The organism is Nonlabens sp. (assembly GCF_039941875.1).
GTDB lineage: Bacteria > Bacteroidota > Bacteroidia > Flavobacteriales > Flavobacteriaceae > Nonlabens.
In genome coordinates this window covers 109066-135841 of record NZ_JBDVDQ010000022.1, presented here as the reverse complement: position 1 = coordinate 135841, position 26776 = coordinate 109066, and the positions used below count along the sequence as shown (strand labels likewise).

20 protein-coding genes, 1 tRNA gene and 1 pseudogene are annotated in these 26776 nt (G+C 31.2%); 11 read left to right on the top strand and 11 right to left on the bottom strand.

The genetic code is table 11. The annotated features are described in order from the left end of the window. Positions 1–76: 76 nt before the first annotated feature. Positions 77–1185, top strand: a pseudogene (gene dnaX / locus ABJF08_RS13255) (DNA polymerase III subunit gamma/tau); the annotation flags it as partial. 273 nt (positions 1186–1458) lie between these two features. Continuing rightward, the gene (locus ABJF08_RS13250) at positions 1459–1911 is read left to right on the top strand and encodes a hypothetical protein (RefSeq protein WP_348116761.1); all 453 of its coding nucleotides are present in this window, start codon (positions 1459–1461) and stop codon (positions 1909–1911) included. 73 nt (positions 1912–1984) lie between these two features. Here ABJF08_RS13250 and ABJF08_RS13245 read toward each other — a convergent pair whose 3' ends face one another. From ABJF08_RS13245 to pdxH, 5 genes are all read right to left on the bottom strand, one after another. Then, the gene (locus ABJF08_RS13245) at positions 1985–2560 is read right to left on the bottom strand and encodes a porin family protein (RefSeq protein ID WP_348116730.1); all 576 of its coding nucleotides are present in this window, start codon (positions 2558–2560) and stop codon (positions 1985–1987) included. A gap of 72 nt (positions 2561–2632) precedes the next feature. Beyond that, the gene (locus tag ABJF08_RS13240) at positions 2633–3529 is read right to left on the bottom strand and encodes an exopolyphosphatase (protein WP_348116729.1); all 897 of its coding nucleotides are present in this window, start codon (positions 3527–3529) and stop codon (positions 2633–2635) included. After that, complete coding sequence (gene ppk1 / locus ABJF08_RS13235; RefSeq protein ID WP_348116728.1) at positions 3529–5577, bottom strand: polyphosphate kinase 1; 2049 nt, start codon at positions 5575–5577, stop codon at positions 3529–3531. The genes ABJF08_RS13240 and ppk1 overlap by 1 nt, the downstream gene beginning before the upstream one ends. Continuing rightward, positions 5574–6059, bottom strand: a complete 486-nt coding sequence (locus tag ABJF08_RS13230) for a histidine phosphatase family protein (protein ID WP_348116727.1) — start codon at positions 6057–6059, stop codon at positions 5574–5576. The genes ppk1 and ABJF08_RS13230 overlap by 4 nt, the downstream gene beginning before the upstream one ends. Further along, positions 6059–6703: a pyridoxamine 5'-phosphate oxidase gene (gene pdxH / locus ABJF08_RS13225; RefSeq protein ID WP_348116726.1), complete on the bottom strand. Its 645-nt coding sequence runs from the start codon at positions 6701–6703 to the stop codon at positions 6059–6061. The genes ABJF08_RS13230 and pdxH overlap by 1 nt, the downstream gene beginning before the upstream one ends. 573 nt (positions 6704–7276) lie before the next feature. On the opposite strand from pdxH, the gene ABJF08_RS13220 reads away from it, so the two are divergent. The 8 genes from ABJF08_RS13220 (at position 7277) to ABJF08_RS13185 (ending at position 17632) form a co-directional block, all read left to right on the top strand. After that, positions 7277–8542: a tyrosine-type recombinase/integrase gene (locus tag ABJF08_RS13220; protein WP_348116725.1), complete on the top strand. Its 1266-nt coding sequence runs from the start codon at positions 7277–7279 to the stop codon at positions 8540–8542. After that, on the top strand, positions 8530–9591 hold the full coding sequence (locus ABJF08_RS13215) for a hypothetical protein (protein ID WP_348116724.1): 1062 nt from the start codon (positions 8530–8532) through the stop codon (positions 9589–9591). The genes ABJF08_RS13220 and ABJF08_RS13215 overlap by 13 nt, the downstream gene beginning before the upstream one ends. 102 nt (positions 9592–9693) lie before the next feature. Further along, a complete protein-coding gene (locus ABJF08_RS13210; RefSeq protein ID WP_348116722.1) occupies positions 9694–9999 on the top strand; it encodes a helix-turn-helix domain-containing protein in 306 nt (101 codons plus the stop codon). Further along, entirely contained in the window at positions 9992–10333 is a 342-nt protein-coding gene (locus ABJF08_RS13205; protein ID WP_348116721.1) for a hypothetical protein, read from the top strand. Before ABJF08_RS13210 ends, ABJF08_RS13205 begins: the two co-directional genes overlap by 8 nt. 1 nt (position 10334) lies before the next feature. Next, positions 10335–11528, top strand: a complete 1194-nt coding sequence (locus tag ABJF08_RS13200; protein WP_348116720.1) for a primase-helicase family protein — start codon at positions 10335–10337, stop codon at positions 11526–11528. Between the two features lie 873 nt (positions 11529–12401). Further along, positions 12402–13292, top strand: coding sequence for a DUF4007 family protein (locus ABJF08_RS13195; protein WP_348116719.1), 891 nt, complete (start codon positions 12402–12404; stop codon positions 13290–13292). Then, on the top strand, positions 13279–16503 hold the full coding sequence (locus tag ABJF08_RS13190) for a hypothetical protein (protein ID WP_348116718.1): 3225 nt from the start codon (positions 13279–13281) through the stop codon (positions 16501–16503). The genes ABJF08_RS13195 and ABJF08_RS13190 overlap by 14 nt, the downstream gene beginning before the upstream one ends. Before the next feature lies 1 nt (position 16504). Continuing rightward, the gene (locus ABJF08_RS13185) at positions 16505–17632 is read left to right on the top strand and encodes a phosphoadenosine phosphosulfate reductase family protein (protein WP_348116717.1); all 1128 of its coding nucleotides are present in this window, start codon (positions 16505–16507) and stop codon (positions 17630–17632) included. Between the two features lie 26 nt (positions 17633–17658). Here the strand turns inward: ABJF08_RS13185 and ABJF08_RS13180 are convergent, their stop codons facing one another. Next, positions 17659–19065 carry a hypothetical protein gene (locus tag ABJF08_RS13180; RefSeq protein WP_348116716.1) on the bottom strand — a complete coding sequence of 469 codons (1407 nt, stop codon included), beginning with the start codon at positions 19063–19065 and terminating at the stop codon, positions 17659–17661. Positions 19066–19106: 41 nt separating this feature from the next. Between ABJF08_RS13180 and ABJF08_RS13175 the strand changes: the two genes are divergently transcribed. After that, positions 19107–20720, top strand: coding sequence for an ATP-binding domain-containing protein (locus ABJF08_RS13175; RefSeq protein ID WP_348116715.1), 1614 nt, complete (start codon positions 19107–19109; stop codon positions 20718–20720). Here ABJF08_RS13175 and ABJF08_RS13170 read toward each other — a convergent pair. The 5 genes from ABJF08_RS13170 to ABJF08_RS13150 form a co-directional block, all read right to left on the bottom strand. Beyond that, positions 20717–22675 carry an ATP-binding protein gene (locus tag ABJF08_RS13170; protein WP_348116714.1) on the bottom strand — a complete coding sequence of 653 codons (1959 nt, stop codon included), beginning with the start codon at positions 22673–22675 and terminating at the stop codon, positions 20717–20719. The two genes, ABJF08_RS13175 and ABJF08_RS13170, sit on opposite strands and share 4 nt — an antisense overlap. 6 nt (positions 22676–22681) lie before the next feature. Further along, entirely contained in the window at positions 22682–24274 is a 1593-nt protein-coding gene (locus ABJF08_RS13165; protein ID WP_348116713.1) for a DEAD/DEAH box helicase family protein, read from the bottom strand. Beyond that, the gene (locus tag ABJF08_RS13160) at positions 24265–25350 is read right to left on the bottom strand and encodes a hypothetical protein (protein ID WP_348116712.1); all 1086 of its coding nucleotides are present in this window, start codon (positions 25348–25350) and stop codon (positions 24265–24267) included. Before ABJF08_RS13160 ends, ABJF08_RS13165 begins: the two co-directional genes overlap by 10 nt. A gap of 1 nt (position 25351) precedes the next feature. Then, positions 25352–26407 (bottom strand): cysteine desulfurase family protein, encoded by a 1056-nt coding sequence (locus tag ABJF08_RS13155; protein ID WP_348116711.1) that lies wholly within the window; start codon positions 26405–26407, stop codon positions 25352–25354. 250 nt (positions 26408–26657) lie between these two features. Further along, positions 26658–26732: transfer RNA gene (locus ABJF08_RS13150), tRNA-Pro, on the bottom strand. Between the last annotated feature and the right edge of the window lie 44 nt (positions 26733–26776).

The window sequence follows — 26776 nt, the reverse complement described above, 5'->3', positions numbered from 1 at the left end:
ATAAATGTTGATAATTTACAGAAATTATACTCTTAGAAAGTAAGACTATAAGATCATAGCAAAGTATCTTTGACTCATGGAACCATTTATAGTATCAGCTAGAAAATACCGCCCTGAGACATTTGAAGATGTCGTAGGTCAAGGCGCTATTACACAGACACTAGAGAATGCAATTAAAAGCAATCACCTAGCACAGGCATTATTATTTACTGGTCCTAGAGGTGTAGGTAAAACTACCTGCGCGCGTATTCTTGCAAAAAAGATCAACCATGAAAGTGGAGAATATGATCCTGATGAAGATTTTGCCTTTAACATATTTGAACTCGATGCTGCTTCTAACAATGGTGTAGACCAGATAAGAAGTATAGTAGATCAAGTACGCATCCCACCACAAGTAGGAAAATACAAGATCTATATTATTGATGAGGTACACATGTTATCAAATGCAGCTTTTAACGCGTTTCTTAAAACATTAGAAGAGCCACCTGCACACGCTATCTTTATTTTAGCAACTACAGAGAAGCATAAGATCATACCTACGATATTATCTAGATGTCAAATTTTTGACTTTAAACGCATTACTGTAAGCGCTATGCGTGAACATTTAAAGCGTATATCTATAAAAGAAGGTATCACTGCCGAAGAGGATGCTCTGCAGATAATTGCTCAAAAAGCAGATGGTGCATTAAGAGATTCCCTTTCAATATTTGATCGTGTAGTAAGCTTTTCTGGTAAAGAACTTACTGTTAAGGCGGTAACTGAAAATTTAAATGTCCTAGATAGAGAGACTTATTTTAAAGTAACTGATTTGTTGCTAGAAAATAACATTCCGCAATTACTGGTAGATTACGATGTCATCATGACCAAAGGTTTTGATGGACAGCATTTTGTAAGTGGTCTTGCTTCACATTTTAGAGATTTAATGGTAGGTAAAGATGAACGTACTATTGAACTTCTAGAAGTAGGAGAACAAACTAAAAATAAATATTTAGAACAAGCTAGAAACGTTGATCTTAATTTTTTAAGAAAAGCAATTGAGATAGCAAACCAGGCCGATTTCAATTACCGAGCCAGTCGCAACCAGCGCCTTTTAGTTGAATTAACTCTCATGCAGCTTGCCTCCATCACTTCTGATGAAGCAAAAAAAAAAATGATGTAAACTTCATCATTCCTGCTACACAATTTAGTGAAACAACGATTCAACAAAGCGATACTGTAAAAGTTGAATCTAATAAAGAGAATCTAAACACACAAAAAATAACTTCTCCTGATTCTGCAACCACGGAGAATTCAAGAAGTTATAATACGCCAGAATCTGCAACTCAACATACTGCTGTAGTAAATGAACCTGCCGTAGAAAAACCTGCTAGCACAACTATTACTAGCGCTCCATCGCCTGCGACATCTGGATCACTAGAAGAAGCTAGAAAAGCTTTACTTGCAAAGAGTAAGAAAAAAGTGAGCGGTCTATCCTTACAGGGAATAGAAGCTAAAAAGGTTCACATCGCAAGTATTCAAGGGAAACAAGTAGTTCATGATAAACTACCAGAAGAAGATTTTACACAAGAACAATTAACCAATGCTTGGATAAAATACGTAGATCATTTAACAGAAAGAGGCCAACTTATTCTAGCCAGTATAATTAATGCTGACAGACCTATTCTAGAAGGTACTACTATAAAGCTAAGATTCCCTAACCAATCTATGAAAGAAGATCTTGAAAAGTCTCAAGGTCAGATATTAGAATATTTAAAACGAGAACTCAATAATTACCTTATAGATTTTAAAATAGCCGTCGATAAAAGCGTTACTAAAAAATATGTTTATACGGACCAAGATAAGTTTTCTAAACTAGTAGAGAAAAACCCTGCAGTAGACCTATTGAGAAGAACATTTGACCTAGATTTTTAAAATTAAAACTATACGCACAAAAAAAAGCCTCTTAAAAAATTAAGAGGCTTTTCTATATGTAATAAGGTACTACTTATAATTTATAAGAAACACCTAATTGAAACCATCTGTTATTTGCATCTTCTAATTCTGCAAACTCTCTATCAAAAATATTTGAAAGACCATAACCATAACGTACATCTACCGCCCAGTTTTCATCCATTTTATACCCAATACCACCTACAGCAGCAAAGTCATAATTATAATAATCGTTATCATCTCTCTCTGTTACATTAACACCTGCTTGTGGTCCTAATAAAATGAATAAACGACGTCCTAAATCTAATCTAGCTAGAACAGACACTTGTAACCAGTTTGTTTTTAACTGTACATTATCTCCATTCTCAAGTCTTACTTCATTTTCATTTACACCTAAGGCAGACACTCCTAATTCTGGTTGTAAAGAAAAGCTATCACTTAAAGGAACTTGTGCAAAGAAACTTGCATGAAGACCTATTCTACTATCTATATCATCCCACTTCTCATTTCCTCCTGAAAGAGTTGAATAATTTGCTCCTAAACGGAATCCATATAACACATCTCCAGGTGCTTGAGCAGCTGCGGTAGCTCCACATAAAATGATGCTAACTAATAGTAAAAATTTTTTCATTTTTAAATATTTAATTGTCAAAGTTAATCTAACTATTCTAATGTAGTCATTAAAACATGCAAACGTTTAAGTTTATCGATTATCGGCATTAAAAATCGATTTAATGATACCATCTGTTAATCCTATTTTAGGTACATAAATATTTTTTGCTTTACTCCATTTCATGGCACGCAAATAAATACGACAAGCAGGTATGATTACATCAGCTCTATCATGATTTAGGTTAAGATGATAAACTCGCTCTTCATAATTATAATTTTGCAATTGCTCATAATAATTTACTAGGTAAAAGTAAGAAATAGGCTTGCCCACTCTTTTACCACTACTTTTAAATATATTATTGATGTTTCCACCAGACCCTATAAGATCTATATGATCATATGCATTAGTTATTTTTTTAATCCAGGCTTCTGCCTCGTCCCATAAAGATTTACTTACCATATCATTAAGCAATCTTACTGTACCTATTTTAAATGATCTTGAAACAATCTCTTTACCGTAAGCAAATAGAGTAAATTCTGTACTACCTCCACCCACATCTACATATAAATAGACCTTTTCTTGATCAATAACAGCATGCAAATCGGTCATAGCTATAATAGCAGCCTCATGAGAACCGTCTATAATCTCTATATTAATACCAGATTCTGCCTTAATTTTTTCAACGACATCTGTACCATTTAGTGCTTCCCTCATTGCACTAGTTGCATATGCTTTATACACTTTTACCTTGTGAACACCCATTAACAGCTGATAGGACTTCATAGAATCTACCATTCTATCAATGTTCTCTTGAGATATTTTTCCATTAACAAAAACATCTTGCCCTAATCTTATAGGTACTCTAACTAGACTCGTTTTCTTAAAAACTGGTGGCTCGTCATTATAGAGAGTTACTGTAGCTATTAATAACCTAATTGCATTAGAACCTATATCTATGGCTCCATATTTTTTAATTTCAAACGCCATTAATTTGTAATTTGATTTTTATAATATTGATATGTTGCATATTGTGAGCGAACAGGCTTATCGTCATTAGTCACATAATTATTAAGCTGGTCTGCGCAAATCTCCCTCGCTTTTACGTTATCACTCCAGCATATATCCATGGTTTCAATAATCTCCCTCTTTATATCCTCGTCATAAATAGGGCAAGCTATTTCTACCCTACTATCTAGGTTACGCGCCATAAAATCTGCACTAGAAATATATAGATCATTTTCCCCTTGATTATAAAATCGATAAACACGTGGGTGTTCTAGGAACCTATCGACAACACTTATTACTTTAATATTTTCGCTCATTCCTTTCACACCAGGAATTAAACAACATATACCACGTATTATTAATTCTATTTTCACTCCTGCGTTAGAAGCCTCGTAGAATAAGTCTATCATTTTTAAATCTGAAAAAGAATTTACTTTGGCACGTATCTTTGCTGGTTTTCCCGCTTTCGCGAAAGCGATCTCACGACGTACTAAACGTTCAATTCCATTTCTGAGATAATTAGGAGATACGAGCAGGTGTTTATATCTATGTTGCTTATAATTTACTTCAAAGAAATCAAACACACGTTCTACTTCTTTTAAAATCTTACGATTTGCGGTAAATAGCGTATAATCGGTGTAAATCCCTGCAGTAGACTCATTAAAATTACCAGTAGAAATGAATCCATATCTAGCGATTTTACCATTTTCTTCGCGCGTTATACAACATGCTTTACAGTGTACTTTTAATCCAGGAACACCGAATATCATGCGCACACCTTCTTCCTGCATCAACTCTGCATAATTAATATTTGCTTGCTCGTCAAATCTCGCTTGTAACTCAATAGAAACGGTTACTTTTTTACCATTTTTAACAGCGTTGATAAGTGAACCAGCAATTTGAGAAACTTCAGCCAGTCTATAAATAGTTATCTTAATGGTTCTCACCTTAGGATCTAGCGCTGCTTCTCTTAAGAACTTAGTTGTGTTTGCAAACGTATGGTAGGGCGTATATTGAAGAATATCCTTTTGAGCAATTCTTTCTAATAAAGAACCTCGAATCTTAACATCTTTAATAGGCAATGCCGGCAATTTCTGGTAGAGCAAATCTGTCCTTCCTAGGCTTGGAAATTTGAGATAATCTCTCCTATTGTGATAACGACCCCCTGGTATAATGCTATCATTATTATCAATTTGCAGTTTATCTTTAATAAGTCTCAGCGTATCTTCATGTATATTCCTATCATATACAAAACGTACAGGGTCCCCATCTTTACGATCATGAACACTGCGACGTATTTTTTCTAGAAGACTCTTTTTAAGATCTAGCTCCATATCTAACTCTGCATCTAGAGTCACTTTAATCATATGAGCTTCTATCTCTTTATAATCAAAAATATTAAAGATGTAATGCATGCGATGCCTTATCAAGTCATCAATTAATATGATATATTGCTTATCATCACCTTCTATTTGAGGCAGTACGACAAATCTATTTAGATACTTAGGTTTTTCTATTAAGGCATATCTTATACTTTCATCTGTCATGACCATACGCACAGCGAGATATCCGAATCCATCTCTTAAATGAGGGAAATCTACATGATCATTAATCATTATCGTACTTATCGCCGGACTAATTTTATCATTAAAGTAATTCCTAATAAAACTCTCGTGCTCGGTAAGCACCTCAGTTTCATCCACTATAATAATACTCTCTTGTTTCAGCTCTTCTTCAAGCTCTGCAAGGACATTAAAACTACGTGCCTGGTCTACAATAACCATCTCGTTAATCTTCTGTAATAACTCTTCGGCCGTAATCCCACCTAATGATTTTGTAGCATTTTTACCTGCTCTTTGAATGCGCTGTATAGTTGCATAGCGCACCTTAAAGAATTCATCTAGATTATTTGAGAATATACCTAAGAATCTTAAACGTTCAATAAGCGGTACTTTTTTATCACTAGCCTCTTGTAAAACTCTAGCATTAAATCGCAACCAGCTTAATTCTCTATTATAGTATTGATTCATCTTATTAACTTCGGGAATATGTGAAACTTAGTACTTCCATTTTCTAAAGATTTCCATGAATTAGTTTCAAAATCTATAGCAACCACTCCTGCGGTAGGAACGTTATCGAATCTAGTATTACCTAGTAAGTTTACTAAGTCAGTTATTCCATTATTATGACTAAATATAACTAAAGTCTCTACACCATCGTCACAGGTAGATATTACTTCTAATAATTCTTGTGCATTAAAAGTATATAAATCTCGTTTCAATTTAAGAGTGCTTAATTGGTAATCTATATACTCCATAACTAATGTAGCAGTTTGTAAAGCTCTAGCTGCTGTACTGGTCCACACCACATCTGGACTTATTTGAGCTGTTTTTAAAGCTTTACCTATGAGGTGAGCATCTTCTATTCCGCGCTGAGTTAGAACCCTATCGTGATCTCTAACTTGCAGTTCCCATGTGGATTTACCATGACGTATTACAATTAGTTTTTTCATTACGGTTGTAATCTTTTAAAGGACCAATTATCTTCTACCTTTTCATATAAAATACGGTCATGAAGCCTATTGGGTCTTCCTTGCCAAAACTCAAAAGTTAAAGCATCACAAGAATAACCACCCCAAAAATCTGGTAATGGTATTTCTATACCATCAAATTTTTGTTCAAAATGTAGCAATTGTTTTTCCAACTCTTCTCTAGACAAAATAGAATTGCTTTGATTACTCGCCCATGCTCCTATCTGGCTTCCTCTAGGTCTAGATCTAAAATAAGATAATGACTTTTCTCTAGAAACCTTTGTCACGTTAGCTTTTATTATAATTTGCCTTTCTAATGATGGCCAGAAGAAATGCAAACTAACTTTATTATAAGCATCCATTGCCATTCCTTTTTCTGATGAATAGTTAGAATAAAAAAGGAATTTTTTATCGACTATTTCTTTAAGCAAAACAACACGAGATTTAGGAAAGCCGTCTACACCTAATGTACAAAGACTCATTGCATTTGCTTCATCTACTTGAATATTATCTTTTGCATCTTGGAACCAAGAGTCAAATAATTCATAAGGGCTAGCAGGCAGTATGGTCTCTAGCAAAGCATCTTTATCGTATGATTTACGGAGGTCTTGAAGGTCTCTTTGCATGTATTTTTTTGTTTTATGCAATTTACATTAATTGCAACTTTTGAGATATGAAACAATTATTAAATATCGATATTAATTTAATAACTTCTTTAATACTACTACCACCAATACAGATGCAACTAAAGCAACAAATAAGGCTAAAACTAATAACTGTAACAAAAAAGCGTATTTCTAATCAAATAAAATTTCCACAACATTAACCTATTTAAAACAAATTAGAATGTGTGAGAATTAAACAAACTGAAAGAAAAAAAAGCGTCGATAAAAGCGATAATTATCTAAGATAAAAAGAGGAATCTAACCTTATAAAACAAAAAAACCGTTTTCATTTTACAATGAAAACGGTAATTAAAAAAGCTTTACAACTTTTAGTCGGGGTGGCAGGATTCGCAAGGCTAAATACACCGTTTTCGATGATCCCAGCTCCCCGAGACATAATCCTCTGATTTAGATATATTTAAATCCATAAAATTAATGTTTTGTATGGGTTCGAATCCTATTAAATGCAATAAAATGCATTTTTTTTCGGCAGAATTTCGGCAGAAAACTTAGATTTGTAGTTCAAATTTTAATATGCGCATCAAGTTTTTCATTTTAAATGGTAAATCAGATTACCCATCAATTCATGTTCGCATTTGGGACAGTAAACGAATTGACCAAAAAACTAAGACTGGATTAAAGGTAAATAGAAATGACTGGAACCCCAAAAAAGAGCGTGTTAGATTGAGATCTGATTCTCCAACCAAAGATTTTATTAATATTAACTTAGAGCAACTGTCTAGAAAATTGGCCGATACCTATATTATGGATTATAATGGTAGGAAGCATATTAGCTCATCATGGTTAAAAGAGCAGGTACAAAATCATTTTGGTCATATAGAAGATGAAAAGCTAGGTTACAAAATCTATTTTACCGATTGGATAGATAAATACATCAAAGATTCCGATGATAAACTTTATAGAGGTAAACCGATTAGTGAGCGAACGATTCAAGATTATAAAACTACCTGGAACAAATTACTTCAATTTGAAAAAAAGCACAATACAAAACTGAGACACGAGAGTATTGATCTTAAGTTTTACCGTAAATGGGTCAAATACTTGAGAGAAGTTGATAAGTTGAGTGATAACAGTATAGGTGGCCATATATCTAATATTAAGCTATGGGCAAAAAATATAGACATTGAAGGCTTACCCATTAGCAGGGAATACAGGCACTCCGAGTTCATGACCATCACTGCAAAAACCTATGACGTATATCTAAATGAAGATGAAATTGAAATGATTAAAAAAGCCGATCTTAAAGGAAGTGAGCGATTAGAAAATACTCGTGATTTATTTCTTATAGGATTGAGAACAGGCCTTAGAATATCAGATTTTATGCGATTGGAAAAATTCAATATAGACGATGATCAGATTAAAACCAAAACAAAAAAAACTGGTGAAGAGGTAATTATCCCAATGCATAAAGACGTAAAAAAAATCATCAAAAAATATGATGGTTTACCCAAAGCGATTTCTGATCAAAAATTCAATCTTTACGTTAAAGAGTTATGCGGAATCGCCGAAATCACGAATAAGGTTCAAGGTGCAAAAATGGTTACAGAAGGGAAAGGGAAAAATAAGATAACCAGAAAAAAAATCAATTTGTATCATAAAAACGAACTCATTAGCTCACACACTTGCCGCCGCAGTTTTGCCACCAATTTGTATGGGAAATTACCTAATATGACAATCATGGCGATAACAGGTCATAAAACAGAAGCACAATTTTTAAAATATTTAAAAACCAGCAAACAAGAACATGCTGATAAATTGAAGGAGTTATGGGGCAACTAACACTTATAGAATCTTTTGAGAAATTTATCCAAACATTTGACGAATCTGAAGACGTTTGGGCCGGTTCTATCCCTAAACTTGATCTGGATTCGAAAAACATCAATAATTTAATTCAACAACTTAAAAATTCAGAAGCCTATATTTTGAAAAAAAAAATCGGCTATCCTGAATTAACCGATACAAAAACTTATGATGAATACATTTTTTTGAGTTCTTATGAAATCAAAAATGAAGTATTGAAAAGTCTATATTCTTTTATAATTAATACTCTTTTAAGAAAAGATATTTTAATGAATATCATTTCTATAGAAGCTAATACTAGATTAAATTTAAAATATTTGCTAGACGATGAATATAGAATCGTAAGAATAAATCAAAAAATTAATGATGCCTTTGAGCACATAAAAAATGATCAAGATTTTAATTTTTTTCTACGTCTATTCATTAGAGAAGATAATACTGTGATTGAAGCTAATGATGGTATATACGAATTTCCTCGTTTATTAATGAATCTACCTAAATATCCTGAAAGATTTAATGAATGGCATCAATTAATATTTAAATTTTTGAAAGACCCTATCTTAATAAGTATCGAGGACCTAAGTTTCAATAAAAAATTAATTCAGCTGCAAACTTTTCACTTTAAAATGGAATATTTCTCCGAATTATCAAAAAAAATGAATTACTTGTCAAACAATAATTATTTTAAAAATGATATTGATCTACATAGTTATGCTACTTTGAGTATTGAAGATCACACATTTTTAAAGGCTATTGAACCAATAACAAATCACAAATATGTTGATGTTATCAAAATGATTTTAAAATATGAAAAGAAAAGAAGCACTTACTTTTTTCAAACAGTTTATAAATTTTTCACCGAAGAAGAAAGAGATTTAAAAATTATTAATGCTAACCCTAGGCTCTATATAAATGCCGTTAATTCCGTATATAACACAAAAATGAAACAAACAACTCCATCACGAGTCTCTAACAATTACTATACTTTTTTTCAAGACGTAATAGCTAAACATTTGAAAAAAAGTTAATTATTCACATTCATGTAACTATCATTCACTTAACATTTACCTGAAATTATACACGGGCTTTAATTTTTAAAATCTTTGTACTGAATTTAAAACAGTATATGGATGGAAAAGAACATCACACAATTACACGACATTACACCTTCTGAGTTTCAAGAAAGTTTAATAAGACACTTCGAGTTTAGACTCAAAGAAATTTTAGAAAGGTTAGACAACAATTCTAAAGACAAATTACTTACCAGAGAACAAACAGCAGAGATGCTTTCCATTTCGCTCGGCACGCTTTGGAGCTGGACTCGCAAAGGCATCTTAATTAGCTACCGTATTGGTAACAAAGTCATGTACAAGCAACATGAAGTTTATGAATCGTTAGTAAGAATTAACCACTCTAAAACTTCTCACAATGGCTAAGAAATTTACCGCAAGAAAGAATCAGTACAACTTTAAGGACATCTATGAGCTTCATAGAGAAATTTTGAAAGAGTTAAGAAATTATCAAGCAAAGAGTCCTTATGATCATCTAAGGAGCTCTGCGCTTCGTATCGCTTTGGAAAAGCTTTCAATAGCAAAAAATCGTTTGTCAGCAGAACACTTTATTGATGCTGTTTACATAGAAGAGCAAATCAAACTCATAAGAGAGCACGATCCGCAAGCGAGCAAATTCTTTATTGAAATTACCAAGAAAGATGAGAATGAAGAATACGCCTTTCCACCGTATAAAATTAACGTAAGAGCTACATTATAATATGGATTATTTAAGAATAGGAACAGACTACTTTAAGAAAGTGTCTGTTCCACTTACTGTAAAGGAGTCCTATGATGCTATTGTTAAATGGAATAAACAAGAGATCATTCAAGACTATGGTAAGGAATACTTAAAGAAAATACCTAAGTATGATGGGTTTTGTAATATACCTAGTCATACAGATTATCAACCTGAAGTTGGAGGACATTATAATAAGTACTATGCTTTAAGCCATGATATAAAAAAAGGAAGTTGGAAAAATATTGAAAAATTCCTAAGACATATTTTTGGTGATCAATTTATTACAGGCATTGATTATCTAACTATCCTCTACCGCTACCCTATGCAAACTTTACCAATTTTGGCATTGGTTAGCGAAGAGCGTAATACTGGAAAAAGTACTTTTTTACAATTTCTAAAATTGCTCTTTGAGAAAAATATAACTATTAATACTAACGAAGATTTCAGAAGTCGATTTAATTCGGATTGGTCTAACAAATTGATCATTGCTATTGATGAAGTATTACTAGACAAAAGAGAAGATAGTGAGCGCTTAAAAAACCTATCTACAGCAAAGTCTTATAAAACTGAAGCTAAGGGAAAAGACAAAACTGAAAGCAACTATTTTGGTAAGATTATCCTGTGTTCTAATAACGAAGATAATTTTGTTTTGATAGATAGTAATGAAATCAGGTATTGGGTTAGGAAAATAGAAAGCCTAGAATCTAATGATTCAAAACCAGACCCAGAATTTCTTATCAAACTAAAAAATGAAATCCCAGCGTTTTTATACGTTTTAAGTACTCGAGACATTATCGTTCCAAAAACTACTAGAATGTGGTTTACAAAAGGTCACATTCATACGCCTGCATTAGATCGTTTGTTAAAAGGAACAACCTCCAGTTTATTAAGAGAAATTATTGAAGTTTTAAAAGATTTATTTGCTTTAACAGACGAAAATGAGTTGGCTTATGGTGGTAAAGATTTGCTTCCATTACTTAAAGATAACGGTGTGTTAACTACCACACGTAAAGTTAACGATGTATTAAGATCAAAACTAAATCCTGAAGAAAAGAATGGTAGTTACTCTAAACATCAAGTGAATTACAATATTAATGGTGAACGTTATTTGAATTCAAATAATGAGAAAGGACGTCATTTTATTTTTAAACGTGATATCGTTGAGAGTTTTTAGTTGCTATGTTGTATAAATATTTGAACACTAGTGATAATAACGCACCGTTGAAAAACAAAACTACAACAATGCCGCAACAATCCCTTAAATGTAATTGTTGCGGCATTGTTGCTTATATGTTTATCTCCAACTTCAGTGTTTATAGACCATATTAGTATTTTTGCAACGTACAACACAAGTAATTATAGTTTTAACGCTCTAGTGTTATAACTTTTTAATTCTATGTTACAACATCCATTAAAGTCAAAATGCCGGCTGTCTATCGGTTTTCTATTTAAAACATTGCCTGTTTAATATTAACGTCATAGTTTAATGCCCTATTAACTCTCAATTATAACAGTCCGTTAAATTAAAATGTTAGTAATATCTAGGTTTTATTACTAAAAAATAGCGTAGATAATATTAACGCGATAGTATAACGCACTGAAAATTCTCTACTATAACAGGCTGTTAGATCAAAGTGTTTATAGTATTAAGGGTTTATGAAGAAAAAAATGACCTAGATAATTTTAACGCAATAACAGAACACACTGTTAACTCTCCAACAGAACAGACCGTTAAATCTAAATGTTAGTGTTAATTAGATTTCCTTTTGGATCTATGATTTGCAAAAAATCAACTATTCTTTTCTTGTGATGCATTCGTTTAGGAATCAAAATACTCAACTATCTAATAATAAGTTGTTTTCATTTCTACATAACACAATAAAAAATATAACTGTGATAACCAAATATATCACACTGAAATACAGACTATTAATTCGTTTTTTTTTTAAGTAAAAACAAATTTAACGATTTATACGAGGCATAATGGAGTTTATCCTCCATTTATCCTTAAATTTGTTTTTAAAATAAAAAAATCAGATCTTAATAGATGATTGATAAGTATAAATTTTCAGGGCATGATACTTTTCATTGTAAAGAACAGTGGATATTAAAAGGAGTTCAACTGATTGATAGCCAGAAGTCTGTGAATATTTTTAAAGACAACAAGGCTATACCGTTGTTGGGTGTTGGTAAAAATATGGTTAGGTCCATTCATCATTGGCTAAGAGCTTTTGGAGTATTAAATAAAGAAAATGAGATAAGTAAGTTTGCAGATTTACTATTTCTAACAGAGAGTCTAGATCCTTATTTAGAAAATGATGGTTCACTATGGCTGTTGCAATATTATTTGTGCAAGACTAATCATTCGTCAATTTTTCAATTAATATTTTCAAGTTATTTTTCTGATAAAGCTACTTTAGATTTTTCCGAGTATCAAATCCTGAATTATGTAAATAGACTACTTGTCGATAAAGATCAGAAAGAGGTTGCCGAAAAAACTATTAATTCAGATTTTAAAGTTTTCATAAGAACTTATGTTTCTCCTGCAAAAAACGAAAAAACTGTAGAGGATGATTTTAATGCACCCTTACTTAGTTTGAATTTGGTATTGGATACAGGAAGAAAAAACACCGCGAATCAAACAGTTTATAGGATAAACAAAGGAGTTCAAGATAGTGTTTCTAGTCATATTTTTGGATACTGTTTGTTAAATGAATTTGAAGGAGAGAGTTCTGTTGGTTATGATAATATAAGAAAAACAGTTGGTTCTTACCTGTGTTTGTCTAATGAGGGTTTAGAAGTCCTTATAGAAAAACTTTGTGATGAAAATAATAATTTTGTTTATAAAGATGATGCTGGAATAAGACAATTGCAGTTTAAAAACACATCAGAGAAGTTAAAAAATAAAATGTTGAAAGCGCACTATGGTATACAGTAATAATATTTCGACCAATATAGTTAGAGATGAGTCGAAGCAAATAGACTATGTTGTTACTCCTAATACTAAAGAGATTTTTGATAGAATTTTCCTTAATAATTATGGTGCAAATAAGTCTTTCAACTTAATAGGTAATTACGGAACAGGTAAGTCAACATTTCTTTGGGCTCTTGAAAAAAATTTAAATAAAGAAAAAATATTCTTTAGTGATTTAAACTCTCAGCAAAATAGTTTTGTGGATTATGAGTTTATAAAAATTATAGGAGAAAACGCTTCTCTTTTAAACGTATTAAGTACAGAACTAAAACTTAAAGGAGCTGTTAATAACTCAAAAATAATAGCAGCTTTAGAAAAAAGAAGAATAAAAGCGTCAAAAATCAATAAAGGAGTTGTTTTAGTTATAGATGAGTTTGGTAAGTTTCTAGAATATGCATCAAAGAATAAGACTGCTGATGAGCTCTTTTTGATTCAGCAAATTTCTGAGTGGGCAAATGATGATTTACATGAGACTTATTTTATTATAACATTACATCAAAACTTTTCAAGTTATGGAAGTAGCTTGTCTAATCAGGATAAGTTAGAATGGGAAAAAGTAAAAGGCAGGTTTGTAGATTTAGTATTTAATGAGCCAGTAGAGCAGCTTATTTATTTTGCCAGTAAGAAATTAAAAGAATTTTCAATACCCGAAGAAATTGAATCAGATTTTAAAAAACTCTTGAAGTTAATTCAAGATTCAAAACTTGTAAGTCATAATAAATTAGTTAATCAAGAGTTAAGTGATTCTTTGTATCCATTAGATTGGCTGTCTTCAAATGTATTGGTTAATTCACTTCAGCGTTATGGCCAGAATGAGAGATCATTATTTTCATTTTTAAATGATGATACAGACTATTCTGTTAAGAAATTAAAACAAAACTTCTACTCAGTCTCTAATGTATACGACTATTTAGTCAACACATTGTCATCAGAAATTAATAGCTCAGATAATCCACACAGAGCTCAATGGCTAAGTACTTTTAGAGCTTTAGAAAGAGCAGAACTGGTTTTTGAAGATGATTATCTACAAGCATCTGAGGTTATAAAAACCATAGGGTTGGTTAATATTTTCTCTAAGGTTGGAGGCCTTTTTGACAAAAGCTTTATATCTAACTATTTTAATTTTACTAGAGGTTTTGATGTTTTATCAATTTTAGAAAAACTAGAAAGAGCAGGTATTATTAGGTTTTATAAGCATAGTAATAAAATAAACTTCTTAGAAGGGACTGACTTAGATCTAGAGCAAGAACTAATTGCAATAAGTAAAGAAATTAATCCTAATTTTTCCATAGCAAATGAGATCAAATCTCTTGTAGACTTGCCTGTACTACTTGTTAAAAGATACTCTTTTGAAACAGGTACAAGACGATTCTTTGAATACAGAGTGTTTGAATCTTATCAAGAGCTTACAGAAGCTGAAGGTGTAATAGATGGTTATATTAATTTAGTTTTTGATGACAGAAAGGTTTCTGATATCAAAAAGAAATCAAAGGAATTTACATCCAACATATTTGTTCTCTATAAAAACTCTACTCAGATTAGAAATGAGGTTTTAACAATTCTTAAATTTAATAGATTAATAGAAAAACATTCAGAGGATGCAAATGCAAAAAAACTTTTAGACTCAGAGAGACAGTTTCATCTAAAACATCTAGAGAACCTTGTAATTAATCAGCTGTTTAATAATGATAAAAATATTTGGATTAATGATGGTAAGATAGAATCTATAATCAGTAAACATAAACTGTATGAGTGGTTAACAGAGATCTGTTTCAAAATTTACAGAAACACACCAATATTTAATAATGAGCTTATAAATAAACAGTTTTTAAGTGCACCAATTAATACTGCACGAAAATATCTAATTAGAGCTTTATTAGAGAATGTGCATCTGGAAAATTTAGATTTTCCAGAAGAAAAATTCCCTCCTCAAAAAGCTATATATATTAGCTTATTAAAAGAGTCAGGGATTCACCAGAAAAATAATAAACTTGGTTATTATGAATTAACCAAACCTTCTAGCGACTCTAATTTATACAATCTATGGAATGAATCTGAGGCCTTTTTAAAAAGCTCTTTGTCTAATAAAAGAAATCTGTTGGAATTTTATGAGGTATTACAAACTAGCCCTTATAAACTTAAAAAAGGAGTCATAGATTTTTGGATTCCAATTTTTTTAATAGCAAAAAAGGAGGATTATGCTTTGTTTCATTCTAATGGAGGGTTTGTGCCTTTTATTACTGAAGATACTATTGACTTAATACATAAAAAGCCCCAAGATTTTTTAGTAAAAAGCTATGATGTTTCTGGTTTAAAGGTAAACCTACTTGAAAGCTATAAAGAGCTAGTCCAAATAAGGGATTCAAATTCTAAAGGAACGCAATCTACTTTTCTATCTATTTTCGGTAACTTTTTAAGATTTCAAAGAGGTCTGAATAATTATACATTAAAAACAGGTAAGCTATCTAATAAAGCGACTAAGTTGAGAGAAGCAATTATGACATCTAAAGACCCCGAAGATGCTTTATTTAATTTATTCCCTACAGCGCTAGGATTTCATTCTTTAGCAATAAAAGAAGACGTGGAAGTCCTTAACTCATTTACAAATCATATACAAGATGCAATTACAGAAATACGTAATGCTTATGATGAATTGATCAATAGAATAGAAAAGGAAATTATCAGTTCTTTTTATATTGAATCTTTAGATTTTAAAGTTTATAAAAATAAGATTCAGTCTATGATTAATGAAATTAATCCATCTACTTTAGGTAAGGTGCAAGGTGTTTTTTATAAACGATTAATTTCTCCTCTTGATGATAGGATTAGCTGGATTAAATCAGTAGCAGATGTTGCTTTAGGAAAAGGGCTAGAGGAATTATTAGATGAAGAAGAACCTTTACTAATAAATAATATTAAAGATTTGTCTTTAGGTTTAATAAAAGCTTCAGAAATACGTAGTTTCAATGCTAATTCTAAACAGGGTACTTTATTTTCATTTAGGTTTTTTGATGAGACTGGAGAATTTGTAGACGATAAATTAGTAGTTAATACAGATAAAACAAAAGAGTTTGCTTCTATAAAAAGGAGCGTTAGTGAAACAATTAGTAAATTAGATGATGATAAAAGAAAAGAACTGTTAATTGAATTAATTTCTAAAGAAATGAAAATTTAATATGGGTAAAGTAAAACATCTATTGGGTATTTCAGGAGGGAAAGATAGTGCTGCACTATCTATTTACATGAGCCAGAAATATCCAGAATTAGATATAGAATATTATACCTGTGATACAGGTAAAGAACTAAAAGAAACTTATGACTTGATAGGAAGGTTAAATTCTGTCTTAGGTAGAGATATAGAGTTGTACAAGTCCATGGATGAAGACAATTCGCCCATGAAAAATCCTTTTGACCACTTCCTTGCAATGTATGGTGGATACTTACCTTCTGCGACAGCTAGATGGTGCACAAATAAGATGAAATTACAGCCTTTTGAGACTTATGTAGGTGACGAACCAACAATTTCATATGTAGGCATTAGAGGAGATGAAAACAGGGAGGGCTACATCTCTAAAAAAGAAAATATTCAAACTATATTTCCTTTTAGAAAGAACATATGGAGTGAAGATGTTATAAAAAAGTTTTTGTCAAATTCTAATATTGAAGTTATTAAAGGGTATTATAAAGATTTTTCAGATAAAAACGTTTTGGCAAATGCATTGCAATATGTAGAACAGTCTATTTCCCCAAAATTCACTCAAACACAAAAGCTCAATGCTTTAATGGATGTGGATTTAAAACTGTTTAATAAAGTTATTTTTGAATACCTTAAAACTACTGATTATCCAATAGGTAAGTTGGACGTGTTTCCTTTAATAGAAAATGATGAAATTATTGGTCTTAATGATGTCTTTCAAATTCTTGAGGAATCTGGAGTAGGTGTACCAGCGTATTATAAGCCCATCGAGTATCAAGTAGAGATTAATGGAGAAATCAAAAAGGGAACCTATTCTAGAAGTAGATCTGGTTGCTTCTTTTGTTTTTACCAACAAAAAATAGAATGGGTGTGGTTGTTAGAACAACACCCTGAATTATATGCAAAAGCAATTGAATATGAAAAGGAAGGTTACACTTGGATGTCCGAATCATTAGAGGAATTAAATAAGCCGGAACGTGTAGCTTCTATTAAGAAAGAGCATTTTTTGAGAATGAATAGACAAAAGAAAAAATCTAGAACGGGACAATCTTGGCAAGATGAAATTCTTGAAGCCGAAGGCGAAGGCTGTGCAAGCTGCTTCATTTAATCAATATTATCTGGGGATCATTTAATTTAATAATATTCTAAAATCTCATCACCCGTAATTTTTTGTTCCTTGAATAAAGCAAAAAGACTGTTGCTTATGGTTATTGTTTTAACTTTTTCTTTAAGCTCAGATTCTTTACGATAATCCTGAATAGTCTCGTTATTATTTAGATAATTGAATTCAATTAACTTGCCTTTCAAAGCGTTTAAAGGCATGGCAAAGTTTTGCTTTGAAATTTTATTCAATTTTCCAGCATTTCTCCATTGTCTTGAAAATTCCGCTTCAATTTCATCGATTGAAAAATCTTTTTCATTATTTTTCACGAGCTCATTGATTGTTGCAAGCAGTATAAATTGGTGTGGCGATTTACCACCTTTCCCGTTAATCCTTAAACCGCCAATTAAATCTTCTAAATCTTTATATTCATTGCCATCATCCTTGCCGATATAGTACAAAAGGTTTGTTCCTCCTCGGCCCCCGTCTGATTTATGTCTTTTTTCACTCCTGAAGTTATGAGAATCTAGAGCTGGAATCCAGTTATGTAAACGGTTTACCCAGCTTTTATCTCTGATATCTTGTCGACTAGGAGTAGGCACTGATAGTGTTGTTTTAGCTATCCATTTTGTGATTTGAGTATACCCCATAGTATAATTGGCTTGTGTGCGCACTTGAAATTTTAATTCGTGAACGAAAGGGGTTGAATTGAAACCAGAACCCAACATTTGTAAAAACTTTTCCTTACTAGTGTTTATAAACTTATTATTGCCAACATAGGATATAATATCGTGTTTGGCACATATTATTTCATTTTCACTATATTTAATTGGGTCATAGTTGCTTCTGCAGATTTCCCATAGCTGGCTTGGACTATCTGACTGGGGTAAACTGTCAAGCAAAAATTTATTATTTACAACAGATACAATATCCTTATCCTTGATTTTTTCTATTTTTTTAAAATCTCGCTTCTTTTCATCAATATCTATTTTTAAAGCATTGAAATAATCCTTTTCAACTAAGACAGAGTCAGATAATATCTCATTGAGATAATCAATATCCTGCATATTTATATCTATGTTGATACCCGAAAGCTCAATATTACCATTTACACCCATCCCCATATTAGTGAAGTTCGCAGAACCATAGTAAATATGATTCTTTTCATTTCTAATTACCTTTAAATGGATTCGTGTGTTTCGAAATAATGCTATGTCATTATCTTTACAAAATTCATATAAATTTTCAAAGTCTGTGACACCTACTAAAAGATCCATGGTTTGCCATCTTACTACTATAGCTTTGCATTTGCTAGGATCAACTAGTATTTCTTTTATTTTATTCACTCTAATAAAAGGACTGTAGATCCATAATTCTTGAGCTTTCGAACAGAACGCTTTCGTTTCTACAAATAAATTATCATCACTTCTAAATAACATAGTTAACTTTTGTTCGTAATTTCATATTTCAAATTACCAATATGATTTATCCTGAATTTTTTCCTGAAGATAGAAAAAATGAGCTGGCCGAAAAAAAAGTTTTTGACCAATTAAAAAAAATGTCAAATTATTATGATATTTTCTATTCTAGAAAATTTATAACAGATGGGATTGGTAAAAAACCAGAGTACGAAGTGGATTTTATAATCGCCATACCAGAAAAAGCTATAATTTGTCTAGAGGTTAAAGGAGGTGTTATTAATTATTCTGGCATAAAGGATGAGTGGTCTCAAAATAGTAGAATTATGGATAAAAGACCAGATTCACAAGTGTCATCTGCCTCTCATGCTTTAATTAAAGGGTTCTCTGATCTTATAGGTGATATGACAATCGGTTGGGGCTTATGTTTTCCTGACTGTGAATTAGGTTCTAAAGCATTACCTACGTCTATTAATTCCAATCAAATTATAGACCAGCTAAGTTTACTTCATGCTGATAAAGCCTTAGAGTATCTTTTTTCATTTGTTAAAAAACAGAATCCAAATAGAGAAGGTGTTAGACGTTGGATGTACAATAAATTTAAGTCAGAACTTTTAAGAGATATCGGTTTTGTTCAGGTATTAAGCACAAGAGTTAAATACAATGAGCAACGTTTTATAGAACTTACTGCGACTCAGGTAGGGGTTTTTAATCGCTTAAAAGCAAACAAAAAAATAATTACAACTGGGCCTGCAGGTTCTGGTAAAACCATAATTGCTAAAACTTTAGCACAAGATTTCATTAACCAAGATAAAAGAGTACTTTTTTTATGTTTTAATAGAACCTTAGCAAACAAGATACGTTACGAATTTGATAGAAATGAAACTCATATTACGGTTACTACATTTCATTCTTTTGCAAGAAAAATTATTGACCTGTATGATGCTAACTGGTGGAAAGAGAATAGTACTTCTGAAGATTTTTGGGAGTTAGATGTTCCTGTAAAATTAGAAGAATGTTTGCCTTTTTATAAAGAGAAGTTTGATGCTATAATTATAGATGAAGGACAAGATTTTAAAGAGTTTTGGTTTGGGCTTATTTTTAGTTTAGGAAGTAATGATGCTGGAAAATATATTTTCATGGACGAAATGCAAAATATTTTTGGGCATTACACTAAAATTCCAAACCAGAACAACTTCATAAAGTATTCTTTGCCAGAAAATTGTAGAAATACAAAAACGATTATTAATTATCTATCAAAAGTAATTAATAAAGAGATTAAACCTTTCCAAAACAGCCCAGAAGGGGAGGGTGTTATTATCAAAAGCTTTAAGAATCAAGTAGAAGAACAAAAGTATTTACTAGATGAAATAAAATCACTTACAAGAGAGCAAGGGATAAAGCCGGAACAAATTTTGATCTTACTCAATTCAAGTAAAGCAGACAGCTGTATTGGAGATACCACTAAAGCGAGTAAAATAGATATAAAAGCCTTAGACAATAAAGGACGTTTTCAAAATAATGCTATAAATTACACTACAATTAACACCTTTAAAGGCTTAGAGGCAGATGTAGTTTTTGTTATTGATATAGATAAAATTCCTGAAGAACAAAAGCACGAAAAACTCTATACTGAAGCTTCTCGTGCTAAACATAAATTGTATGTTTTAAGTTAATTTATGACCTCGCCATCATCGTCATCATTAGAAATATTTTCTTCCCAGTATTCCGTATCAACTTGAATAGAACCATTTTTAATAAATGATTCTAATCGATCACTTATTTTTCTTAAATAAGAATTTAAAATAAATTCAAGTTTATTATCATCTTGAATCATTTGTTCCATTTCGTATGCATACGAGCATATTAACATTTCAATTGCAACAGTAAAAACACTTAAGTTTTTATTTTGTTTTAGTGGATCTATAATGTTTTTATAATAAATATGTTCCGTATTTATAAATGTAATTTTTTTACCTCTTATTGTTGTCAATTCAAATAAATTTCCAGTAGGATTTGAATGATAAAGAACGATCGTTTTATTCATTCCTGCTGCAAAATTATCAACTTGGAAAGTAATTGCTTCTTTAGATAAATGCATAAAACGAGATTTAAGAAAGTTAACTAAATCTTCTTTTTGGTCATCAGTCCATTCATTTCCTTGAGGCATAGCTCTAATCACAGCAGGTTCTACAACAGGTAAAGGATTAGCGTCTTCGTCTTCGCTTGCTAGAGCAATAGCTTCCTTTTCTTCATTTTTATACTGGTTCCAAAACTCTCGGCGGAAACCTCTCATGTCCTTTATACAATTCGTAATTTCATTAGTAATTCTATTAAACAAAATTTGTTGTTTTTCGTTTAATTCTAAATTAGAAGAGTCTCTTATTTCGTCTACTTCAGCATTTAATACAGGTTTAAAATCAACATGCTGCTTTTGATAATCAACTCCCATTAAGCTATCTAATTCACTATCAAATTCAATTTCAATAGTCCACCATCTATTGGTCTCATCTGTTACGGTATACATACCAAAATGACCACAATCTATTTCTCTTTTGGTTCTTATGAAAAAAATATTACCACTAGTAAAATCTTTACTCCCGCTCATTTTTTCGCCAATCTTCCTGCCTAAACTTGTACCGCCTCCTTTGCGAATTCCTGGGTAAGCTGCACTTTTAGTGCTAAAAGATGCTCTTATAATAAAGTGATAAATTTTACTATCTAGATTAACTTCATATTTAACATTCCAATAATTATCGTATTTCTGAAATAAGGGTAAGTTAGTTTCGTTTTTTATACAACCTTTAGTGTACTTCTTGTAATGGTAACTTGAAGTGAACCTTTCATTATTTTCCACATTTTGATTAAAAACATTTTTATTTGGGTTTGTTGCTGCATCCCATATAAATTCAGTAATATATGTTTTTGAAGTAGCAAGAAACAAAGGGTCATAAGGCAAAACATTTTCAAAAATGTCATAATTATTATTACCTTTTAAAATTGAACCGAAAGTGATTTTCAGATTATCTTGTAAAGCATATCTATATAATCGACCCGTTAATTTTTTTGTTTTATCTATAACTGTCTTTGGTCTTCTAGAACCTAGATTTTTTATTTTAGACCATCTAATTATAGTCATTGCCTCATTTAAATTTAATTTGAGACTAATATTTTTAAATTTAGGTTCTTTTGAAAATGCATCATCATAACCAGGTTCATCACGATTGGCTTGCTCATCGAGGTCTAGACAGACGTAATTCCATTTATTTGTTTGAGTATCTTTAGAATACACTTCAACTCGTCTACCCACATAAATTGATGAGTTTGGAAGGCCAACTCCAAAAGTTCCAATTCGTTTATTTGAAGTTCCTGCTCCTTCAGCAAATTTTAAACATCCATTAATTTGTTCAAAATTCATTCCTGAACCATTATCAATAAAAAATACATCTGAAATAAATTTAGAACCTCTTCCCCCTACTCTGAGATCATCCTCAACAAATGTGATATCTATATTTTTAGCTCCTGCATCGACAGAATTGTCAATGATTTCAGCCATTGCGTAAATTGGACTTTTATATCCAGAATTAACTAACTTCTCTATAAACCCATTTCCGTATAAATTATTCCCCATTTTTTTTTAGTTATTTAAAGCCTTTGCTTCTAGTAAATTATAATTTTCTAATTTTATTTTATTGTCTTTTGTTATGTAAATAGTGTTATTTTTATTTCCACCATTTTTAGGCCCTCGCATAGCTCTACCTAAAATTTGTAAAGCTGTTGTGATAGAATCGATATTTGCTAAAATCATTATAGAGTTTAGCCCAGGCACATCAATCCCCGTTGCAAGTATTTTTTCATTTACTAAAATAGATAAGCTATCCTCTTTGTTACCAAGGCGCTCTAGGTATTTTTTTCTATTCGCTGTAGGCGTTTCACCAACTATTAATTCATTTTCAATTTCTTCTGACTTTAAATAAAGGCTTAAAGCAATAGCATGGGCTTTAGATTCAGCAAATATGATCGTGTTTTTTTTATCTTCAATTAAATTTCTACAAGTCAGTACTACATTTTCATGTAATCCTTTGTAATAAGCAGATTTATCAATTAATTGGCTATTTCTTGTTGCTGAAAGTTCATTTATGACCTGATATTCAATGTTAGATAAATAATCTCTTTCTATTAGAAAATCGATAGGGCTTGGTACACTATTGTTGTTTTCATCTACTAATTGTAGATAATGATTAAACATTGTCTTTAAGGTTCCAAATTCACTATCGTCAGCTCTAAGTGGTGTCGCTGTCAATCCTACTATTTTTGGATTATCGTTAAGCTTAATATATGTTTTGAAAATTTCTTGGTATTGATCTGCTCCTGTAAAATGTGCTTCATCGATAAATAAGTAGTCTAAATTTTTTATAAAATTTAAGTCTTCAGGTGAATTATTTATAACTCTTGGTGTTAAAAGTTGAAACGAAGCAAAAGTTATTTTATCAATATTATCCTTATTAAAACTATTAAATCTATCCCAATATCTTTGGGCCATTACCAAGCGGTCTCCTTTTTGTTTCCATATTTTTTGAAACGACTGTAAACTTTGCTCACATAACTCTTTTGAATTAACAACCCATGCTATATTCAAAGGTTTTTTTTCATTATAATTCCTAATCAAGTCCACAATTGTTTCCATTGCCAAAACTGTTTTACCAGCTCCAGTAGGTAACGTTACTAAAGTTTTGTTTGTGTTATAGTTATAAATTGCATTTAGGTGTTTTGATAAATTCTTTTTTACTCTTAATTGATATGAGTGAGGAAAAGCGTTTGTACCATTTGGTTCTCCATAAATAGGGATAGCATATTCGAAATTAGTTCGGTTATCTTCAACTTCTATCTCCCTGTAGGTATTTTCAATTTTAAAATCTTTAAAAAACTGTTCTAAATTATTATTATAGGTTTCTATTGCGTGATCGTAAATTGTATATTCTGTGCCTTCAAATCCTAAATCTTTTAATTCATTTGGGGGAATTGATTCTATTAATTTAGTTCTTAATTTAGTCTTATTTACCAAATTAATTCCGTTGTGTAATGCGACTGCTTTATTAAGTATTTCTCTAGGTAATGCTTCATTGTCATTATTTACGAAGCTATATCTAATAATTTTCGTTGTCTTATCACCTAAAATTTTAGACTTATCTCTATCGCTTAAGTTTTTTATTAAGTGATTTAATCCCATAAATTATTTTCAATTCTATATTTTACATTTTCAACTAAAAGATTTACTTCGGGACAACCAATTCTTATTTTTTCTTGTTCAAGTATTTTCATTATTTTTTTATCATTTTCTTCAATGTTTTCTTCCTCATTAAATTTATATTCTAAATTCAATACTTTACAGAAGTTTTTTAATTCATTTTCTTTAAATCTATAATTATTATATAGATATTCAAGAAGTTTATTTCTAATATTGGACTGACCTTTTTCAATAATAGTTTTTATATTATTACTGCGATGAATATCAAGATTTAAAATGAGCCATGTATCAGATTTAAAGAGCTCCAAACCAAATGTAACCCCAACCTCCCAAAGCTCAATAAATGTAATGAACTGGCTGTGTTTCATTAATTCTTTTAGATAAAAACATACGCCTATTTGCCAAAACCTTTGGTTAACGAAACTTTTGGAAAAATTGTTTTCTTTTTCTTTTTCTTTCAAAAAAATAAGTTCTTTTTCACTTATAATACCATCTTCAAAAATAAGGTGTATGATGTTGTCTAAGTATGGGTTATTTGAGTTTATATGTTTTTTTGCTTTATTTATTAAGTCAAAAGGTAATCCTAGTTCATGTGTTTTTTCCTTTAAAAAAGACTCTTCCGCAGGTGTTATTTTATTATCCTTTACTACTAATTTAATTAATTCGTCAAATTTTTTATTTCCTGTATTTACTCCAAGGAAATTACTCTTAATTAAATTTTTAAATTCAGATACTGTTTCATACCCCTCTTTTTTTAAAAGAATGTTAATGGTTTCTTGATATAAGTTCTCTTTTTCTGGTTTTTGTGTTTCAGCGCATAAATCTGTTGATTTAATGTTAGGCCTTTTCTTTATTATATAGGTGTAATCGTTTTTATCATATTCAAACTGCCCCTTCATTTCTTTCCATAAAATATCTCTAACCACAAAACGAGACATTCTATAGCCATCATATTTTCTATATATATTATAGGCAATTCTTTTCGCCATTAATGGTTTCTTACTTTCTAATAAAGTTTCATAAACCATCTGTTTTTGCTCTTCAATAGTCTTTTCCAAATCAAATACTTATTCTTATTATCCTATTACTATTTTTTATGTTCAACGCCTTTAACACATGTGAAACTTCAATCACTTCAGCGTTACAAGCACTACCAGTAGAAGCAGCAAATTCATTTGCTTTCATCATCAAGTATTCTTCCGATTCAAAATTGTTTAAGGTAATGCTAACAATATGAGGTGCTTTTGGCGCATTTTTGAAATTAATAATGCCAATATCATTAATTTCATAATATGACTCTAACGCTCTTTGCTTTTCAAGTAACGTTACAATATTACTATCAAACTCATTAAAAGCTAACTCGCAAGCCTCTCCTAACCCAACAATTAAAGGAGTGTTATAGGTTCCCCCTCTTAGCCCTTTTTCTTGGCCGCCCCCATGCATCAATGGTGTTATTTCTATATTTCTTCTTTTATATAAAATGCCTATGCCTTTTGGACCATTTAGTTTATGCCCAGAAAAACAAAGCATATCTATTAGATCTTCTTCTACATCAACATTTACTTTACCAACGGCTTGTGTAGCGTCACAAAAAAAAGTGATATTATTTTCTGTTGCAATCTGACCTATTTCTTTAACTGGTTGAATCACTCCTGTTTCATTATTTACGTACATAATTACAACAAGTAGAGTACTTTCTCTTACGGATTCCCTCAATTGGTCCAGAGAAATATGACCAATTTCATCAACATCCAAATATGTAACCTCGAAACCTTTAGTCTCGAGATACTCACAAGTAGATAATACCGCCTTATGTTCGGTCTTTACGGTAATTATATGATTTCCTCTGTCTGTATTTGATTCCAAATAACCTTTGATTGCTAAATTGATAGATTCTGTAGCACCAGATGTAAAGATTATCTCTTCACTCTCGCAATTAATAATATTTGCAACTTGGACTCTTGCTTTTTCAACAGCTTCTTTAGCCTTTTTCCCAAGAATATGGTTGCTTGAAGCATTTCCATAATATTCTGAAAAATACGGTAGCATTTTGGATAGAACCCGCTCATCTACTTTTGTAGTGGATGCTGTATCTAAATAAGAAAACTCAATCATATATAATTTTTAAAAATACAAATAAAGATGGCACTAGAAAGGTACAAATAGCTTCCAAACAGTTATCTTCATTTTTGAAAGGTAAAAATAATTTTCAAATGTGGAATATTTGGTAAAAAAGATTCAAATCGATTCACCTTGATATAGAATTATACAAGAAAAAAGAAAACTTTTTCGGCAGAAAATCGGCAAAAAAGGGTATTAAAAAAGCCTAATAACTTGATATTTAAGTTATTAGGCTTTTACTCAGTCGGGGTGGCAGGATTCGAACCTGCGACCTCCTCGTCCCAAACGAGGCGCGATGACCGGGCTACGCTACACCCCGATTTTTATTTATATCAGTTTCGGTTCTGATGTACTAACCTTGTA

Excerpts from the sequence above, each read along its gene's own strand:
- ABJF08_RS13230 (WP_348116727.1), bottom strand. The coding sequence starts at position 6,059 with ATGAAAAAACTAATTGTAATACGTCATGGTAAATCCACATGGGAACTG.
- ABJF08_RS13190 (WP_348116718.1), top strand. The coding sequence starts at position 13,279 with ATGGTATACAGTAATAATATTTCGACCAATATAGTTAGAGATGAGTCG.
- ABJF08_RS13185 (WP_348116717.1), top strand. The coding sequence starts at position 16,505 with ATGGGTAAAGTAAAACATCTATTGGGTATTTCAGGAGGGAAAGATAGT.
- ppk1 (WP_348116728.1), bottom strand. The coding sequence starts at position 5,577 with ATGAATCAATACTATAATAGAGAATTAAGCTGGTTGCGATTTAATGCT.
- ABJF08_RS13205 (WP_348116721.1), top strand. The coding sequence starts at position 9,992 with ATGGCTAAGAAATTTACCGCAAGAAAGAATCAGTACAACTTTAAGGAC.
- ABJF08_RS13155 (WP_348116711.1), bottom strand. The coding sequence starts at position 26,407 with ATGATTGAGTTTTCTTATTTAGATACAGCATCCACTACAAAAGTAGAT.
- pdxH (WP_348116726.1), bottom strand. The coding sequence starts at position 6,703 with ATGCAAAGAGACCTTCAAGACCTCCGTAAATCATACGATAAAGATGCT.
- ABJF08_RS13220 (WP_348116725.1), top strand. The coding sequence starts at position 7,277 with ATGCGCATCAAGTTTTTCATTTTAAATGGTAAATCAGATTACCCATCA.
- ABJF08_RS13210 (WP_348116722.1), top strand. The coding sequence starts at position 9,694 with ATGGAAAAGAACATCACACAATTACACGACATTACACCTTCTGAGTTT.
- ABJF08_RS13165 (WP_348116713.1), bottom strand. The coding sequence starts at position 24,274 with ATGGGATTAAATCACTTAATAAAAAACTTAAGCGATAGAGATAAGTCT.
- ABJF08_RS13245 (WP_348116730.1), bottom strand. The coding sequence starts at position 2,560 with ATGAAAAAATTTTTACTATTAGTTAGCATCATTTTATGTGGAGCTACC.
- ABJF08_RS13170 (WP_348116714.1), bottom strand. The coding sequence starts at position 22,675 with ATGGGGAATAATTTATACGGAAATGGGTTTATAGAGAAGTTAGTTAAT.
- ABJF08_RS13175 (WP_348116715.1), top strand. The coding sequence starts at position 19,107 with ATGATTTATCCTGAATTTTTTCCTGAAGATAGAAAAAATGAGCTGGCC.
- ABJF08_RS13200 (WP_348116720.1), top strand. The coding sequence starts at position 10,335 with ATGGATTATTTAAGAATAGGAACAGACTACTTTAAGAAAGTGTCTGTT.
- ABJF08_RS13195 (WP_348116719.1), top strand. The coding sequence starts at position 12,402 with ATGATTGATAAGTATAAATTTTCAGGGCATGATACTTTTCATTGTAAA.
- ABJF08_RS13215 (WP_348116724.1), top strand. The coding sequence starts at position 8,530 with ATGGGGCAACTAACACTTATAGAATCTTTTGAGAAATTTATCCAAACA.
- ABJF08_RS13180 (WP_348116716.1), bottom strand. The coding sequence starts at position 19,065 with ATGTTATTTAGAAGTGATGATAATTTATTTGTAGAAACGAAAGCGTTC.
- ABJF08_RS13240 (WP_348116729.1), bottom strand. The coding sequence starts at position 3,529 with ATGGCGTTTGAAATTAAAAAATATGGAGCCATAGATATAGGTTCTAAT.